We start from the raw sequence: 5,909 nt of genomic DNA on the forward strand, positions 1-5,909 counted from the left end.
CCTAGCTTCGGTTCGTAATGACGTTGTGTTAATGGTAAGCTTAACGAAGAAACAGTGGTTTGGATTTGCTAATGGGCTTAGGCAGTTTTGCTATAACAACTTTCATCACCATACCAGTTACCTCCATAACCGTTAGTCTAGGTTACCCGTCATTGCGAGGCACGAAGCAATCTTTGCAAATAGAAGAAACGTCCGTCTTGGGCAAGACAATTGTTTTTCATGCTTAAATGCTCTTAAATATCTTAGATGGTTTAATCCAATTACTTTAATTATCCTGCAATTAAGATTGCTTCACGCATTCGCTAAACCCTAGCTTCGGTTCGTAATGACGTTGTGTTAATGGTAAGCTTAACGAAGAAACAGTGGTTTGGATTTGCTAATGGGCTTAGGCAGTTTTGCTATAACAACTTTCATCACCATACCAGTTACCTCCATTACCATCAGTCCAGGTTACCCGTCATTGCGAGGCACGAAGCAATCTTTGCAAATAGAAGAAACGTCCGTCTTGGTAAGACAAATTGTTTTCATGCTTAAATATCTTACATGGTTTAATACAATTACTATAATTATCCTGCAATTAAGATTGCTTCGCCTTCGCTAAACCCAGGCTTCGGTTGGTAATGACGTTGTGTTAATGGTAATCTTAACAAATAAACAGTGGTTTGGGTTTGCTAATTAGTTATGGCAAATTGTTTAATTAAAATATAACTTAAATAGTTTATCACCCTGAATTTATAAAGGATAATAATTAATAAAATAATAAGCGGTGAATTATTCAGGTGCTTTTTTTATTTTTACACATTAAATCTATCGTCACATTGTGCCGATGGCAAAATCATCAGAGATATGAAAACCGTAGAAGCCAAACGTCCTGTAGATATTTATTTTGATAAATATCAGGAAAGCCATAATAATCAAACAAATGAAGTGATTCACTGGATATGCGTTCCTTTAATTATCTTCAGTTTATTAGGGCTGGTTTGGTCTATACCATTTCCACATATAGAATTTTTAGGTAGATACAATGGTTATATCAACTGGGCATCGTTTCTAATCGCTTTTTCTATCTATTATTACTACCGTTTATCTGTTGTGCTTTCTTATATGATGTTATTGCTTGTGTTTTTAATGAGCTGGGGCATTGTATCTTTAGAGCATTGGCAGGCTGCCGGCGGACCAGCTGTTTGGCTTGTTTGTGCAATCATTTTTGTTTTAGCATGGATTGGTCAATTTATTGGTCATAAAATAGAAGGCAAAAAACCATCTTTCTTAGATGATGTTAAATTCCTGTTAATAGGCCCAATCTGGTTATTGCATTTCATTTGCATTAAAGTAGGAATTAGATATTAACCCCATAAACCGATAATATTACATTAACATTAAGGTGAAGAAATCTTAACTGGCGTGTAACATGTAGTTAACGCTGTGGTAATAGTTTTGTCCTTATCAAATAAGGACAAAATTGGATTTACTAAACTCTTTTAAAAGAGCGGCACTTACTGTGTTCGCTTTGACGATTAGTGTGCTTTCTTATGCACAAACAGGAAAAATTTCTGGTAAGATAACGGATAATAAAACTGGCGAAACGCTAATTGGTGTTACGGTTAAAATTTCAGGTACAACTAAAGGCGCATCAACAGATGTTGAAGGCCGTTATATTATTCCATCATTAATACCTGGAAAATATATTGTTGAAGTTTCTTATGTTGGCTATGCTTCTAAAAGCATATCTGATGTTGAAGTAAAGGTAAATAATGCTACAACACTAGATGTTGTTATGGTAGAAGCTGGTTCGCAAAATCTTAGTGATGTTGTGATTAGAGGGAATGCCAGCAAAGAATCTATAAATACTTTATATGCAAATCAAAAATCAAGCATCAGCATTTCAAGTGGTATTTCAGCCGAGCTAATAAGAAAAAGCCCCGATCGTAATACATCCGAGGTTTTAAAAAGAGTAAGTGGCGCAAGTATACAAGATAATAAATTTGTTATTGTTCGTGGATTATCAGATCGGTATAACTCTGCCATGCTTAATAACTCTATGCTTCCAAATACTGAAGTAGATAAACGTGCATTTTCTTTTGATATACTTCCTTCTAACTTAATTGATGCTATTGTTATTAATAAAACTGCTTCTGCTGATATTCCTGCCGATTTTTCAGGAGGTGTAGTACAGGTAACAACGAAAGATTTTCCTGATAATAAATTTTTAAATCTTTCTTTAGGTACATCTTACAATTTCCAATCTGCATTTAAGGATTTTCTTTCTGCTCCAAAAGGTGGTAATGAAATTTTTGGCTTTTATGATAAAGGACGAGATATTCCGTCTTCCTTTCCTTCAACAAAAGAATATCAGGCACTTCCTAATGGTTCTCCTGAAACTTTTACATTATCAAAACAATTTACCAATAACTGGGGATATAACTCTGATAAGTCTACATTGGGACCAATCTTTCAGGCTAATTATGGAAATAGTAAGGTTTTTGAAAATAATTCAAAATTTGGAACAGTACTTTCTTTAACCTATAGATACGATGAAAGACTGAAAACTAGTGAGCAGAAAGCATATGTAGGCCAGTCATTAGGAGATCAGTTTCATGATGATATGTACAGTTTCAATACAAATATTGGTGCTTTAGCAAACTTTGCTTACTCATGGGGTAATAATAAAATATCATTAAAAAACTTATACAATAGGATATTAGAAAATCAATTTACCTATAGGGTAGGTGTTGATGATGCTGGAGGGCAATTTATTAGAACAGGTGATTATTTGCTTCAACGATCTTTATTAACCAACCAGCTGGCAGGTGAGCACTTGCTATCGACCTTAAGCAAAATTAAATTAGATTGGAATGTAAATTATGCCAATACAGATAGAAAAGAGCCAGGCTATAAGCGTATGGATTACTCCAAAGATGGTATCGCCTCCGTACAAACTGGATCGGCTGTAGCTGCTTTGGCAGGGAATTTTAATTCTGTATTAAACGAAAATTCTTATGGTGCAGCAGCTAATGTAACCATACCAGTAACTTGGTTTAGAGAAAATAATAAGTTTAAAGTTGGTTATTTTGGTCAATACAGAGATAGAGACTTTAGCGCAAGAGTAATTGGTTTTATAAGAAATGGAAACTTTGATAACTCATTATTAACTTTTCCTCAAGATAAAATCTTTTCGCCGGAAAATATTCGCCCTAATGGTTTTGTTCTTAATGAAATTACCAATGGGAGTGATCAATATCAGGCTACTGCTTTTCTTAATGCAGGTTATATCATGTTTGATGGTTATTTAACTGAAAAATTAAGATTAGGTATTGGTGCAAGATTAGAGTCTTATAAACTTTCTCTAAAAAGTGAAGATAATGGTAAACCAGTTAACGTAGATTCTACAGCAGTTAATCTTTTACCATCGGCAAATTTAATTTATAATATTAGTGATAAAGCTAACTTAAGGCTTTCTGGTTCCCAAACTGTTGGACGTGCAGAATTTAGAGAGCTTGCTCCATTTCCTTTCTATGATTTTAATAAGAACGTAAATGTAAGAGGTAATGCGGGGCTAAAACAGTCTAAAACAACTAATATAGATTTAGGTTATGCCATATATCCTTCATCTGGTGAAACATTTTCTGTATCGGCCTTTTATAAATACTTTGATTTACCTATAGAGCAAACCCTGCAATTGGGTACTTCAGGTAGATCATTAAGTTATGCAAATTCTAAATCAGCAACTGTTTATGGTTTAGAAATGGAGTTTAGAAAATCCCTTAAATTTATTGATGAGTCTCTTAGCAACCTAACTTTTAACACAAATGCATCTTGGATAAAATCAAAGGTGAAGGTTTCTAAACTAGTAAATGCTACAGGAAGCAGGCCATTGCAGGGTCAATCGCCATACTTAATAAATGCTGGACTATCCTATAATTCAAAAAAACAAAATTCTACAGGAGCAACCTTATTATATAATCGTGTAGGTCCGCGTATTTGGGCAATTGGTAACGTTGAAGATCCTGATATTTATGAGTACTCTAGGAATATCTTAGACTTTCAGGTTTCTCAAAAATTCGCAAAATCAAGAGCTGAAATAAAGTTAAACTACAGCGATATATTTAATAACGAGGCTATTTTTTATCAAAAAGTTAAAGGTTCTGATCCTGACGCCTCGTTTGATAGAAAAACTGATAATATCAATATCTCTGATCGATTTGGTTCAACAATTTCACTCAGCTTATCATACAAATTCTTTTAAAACAATAAAACGGCACAGAGCCATAGGGTAAACAGAAAAACAATTAAAACAATGAAAAACAAGTTAAATTTAAGCTTATTGGCCGTTTTGGTTGCAGGAGCTTCAACTATTTCAGGTTGTAAAAAAGACAGTACTCCAATTGAAGAACCTACGAAAGTAGACTCTAACGCTTCTTTGGCTGATGCTTTTTTTGATAAAGTTGCTTACAAAGGTGCCTTTGGTACTGCAGATTGGACTGCTAACTGGACAAACTTTACACCTCAAACAACAGTTTACGGAGCAGCAACCGAAACTTTATCAGGAACTATTTCTGTTAACACTACATTGGATGCTAGCAAAGTTTATTTATTAAACAACTTTGTATATGTTAAGGAAGGTGTAACATTAACTATCCCGGCTGGTACTGTAATTCGTGGAGATAAAAACACTAAAGGTACATTAGTGGTTACCCGCGGTGCAAAATTAATTGCTGAAGGAACTGCTGCTAAACCAATTGTTTTTACTTCAAATCAGGCAGTAGGATCAAGAGCTCCAGGCGATTGGGGTGGTATTATTATCTTGGGTAAATCTACCAACAACATCCCTGGTGGAGCTGGACTAATTGAAGGTGGTTTAACCTTACCAGAAGGTAATCACGGTGGTACAGATCCGGCAGATAACTCAGGAGTACTTAAATATGTGCGTGTAGAATTTCCAGGTATTGCTTATGCAACAAATAATGAAATTAACGGTATTACTTTTGGATCAGTGGGTTCGGGAACCGTTGTTGATTATGTTCAGGTTTCTTATTCTGGTGATGATGCTTTCGAGTGGTTTGGTGGTACAGTTAATGCGAAACACTTAGTTTCTATTGCTAATGTTGACGATGTATTTGATTTTGATAACGGTTTCTCTGGTAAATTACAGTTCTTGGTAGCCCAAAGAGATCCTTCTTTAGCGGATCAGGCAGGTCAATCAAACGGGATAGAATCTGATAACTCAGAAAAAGTATTCGATTCAAGCCCACGTACCCGCCCAGTTATTTCAAACATGACTTTAATTGGCCCAGGGAATATAGCTGTTGACGCTAAACATGAGTATGCTAATTTATGGAGAAGAGGATCTAAAATGATTTTAGCAAATTCAATTTTTATCGGTTTTAAATATGGTATTGATATTAGAGATAAAGAAACTGGTGATGCATTGATTGATGGTTCGTCGTTAATTAAAAATAACATATATCAGTCTTTTACAGCAGGTAAAGATGTTGTAGCCGATGGAGCAACACTTTCATTTGCATCAGCAGATTTGCTTAAGGCATACTTAACATCTAAAGGAAATTCTATTATTGATGAAGCAACAGCAGCAACTTTATTAAATGCTCCTTTTAATTTAACAACTCCAAACTTTACCTTAAAGGCAGGTTCATCTGCCTCTACTGGTGCAAGTTTCTAATTATTAATCATTTTAAAAATGGAAGGCCAGGGCAATTGCCCTGGCCTTTTTTGTGTAATATAAATTTTAATTGGTTTTTTTTAAATCCGGTACAAGGTATTAAGGGTCTGTTCAATAAACTGTGTCATTGATTAAATCTGTCCTCAAAAAATATAGCAATTTGTGCTTGCATAATTTTCCATCCAGTCACAGGATTTATCCATCCATTTCTATGATTAATAAATACAAG

At 34.6% G+C, this 5,909-nt stretch carries 3 protein-coding genes; all 3 read left to right on the plus strand.

Annotated elements, in window-relative coordinates:
* Positions 1–846 precede the first annotated feature (846 nt).
* The 3 genes from EHC72_RS22305 (at position 847) to EHC72_RS22315 (ending at position 5,680) form a co-directional block, all read left to right on the plus strand.
* Positions 847–1,350: an Mpo1 family 2-hydroxy fatty acid dioxygenase gene (locus EHC72_RS22305; protein WP_131539933.1), complete on the plus strand. Its 504-nt coding sequence runs from the start codon at positions 847–849 to the stop codon at positions 1,348–1,350.
* A gap of 112 nt (positions 1,351–1,462) precedes the next feature.
* Positions 1,463–4,246 carry a TonB-dependent receptor gene (locus tag EHC72_RS22310; RefSeq protein WP_131539934.1) on the plus strand — a complete coding sequence of 928 codons (2,784 nt, stop codon included), beginning with the start codon at positions 1,463–1,465 and terminating at the stop codon, positions 4,244–4,246.
* 51 nt (positions 4,247–4,297) lie between these two features.
* On the plus strand, positions 4,298–5,680 hold the full coding sequence (locus EHC72_RS22315) for a T9SS C-terminal target domain-containing protein (protein WP_131539935.1): 1,383 nt from the start codon (positions 4,298–4,300) through the stop codon (positions 5,678–5,680).
* The last annotated feature ends 229 nt before the right edge of the window (positions 5,681–5,909 follow it).

It is taken from the genome of Pedobacter nototheniae, from assembly GCF_004335085.1.
GTDB classification, from domain to species: Bacteria; Bacteroidota; Bacteroidia; order Sphingobacteriales; family Sphingobacteriaceae; genus Pedobacter; species Pedobacter nototheniae.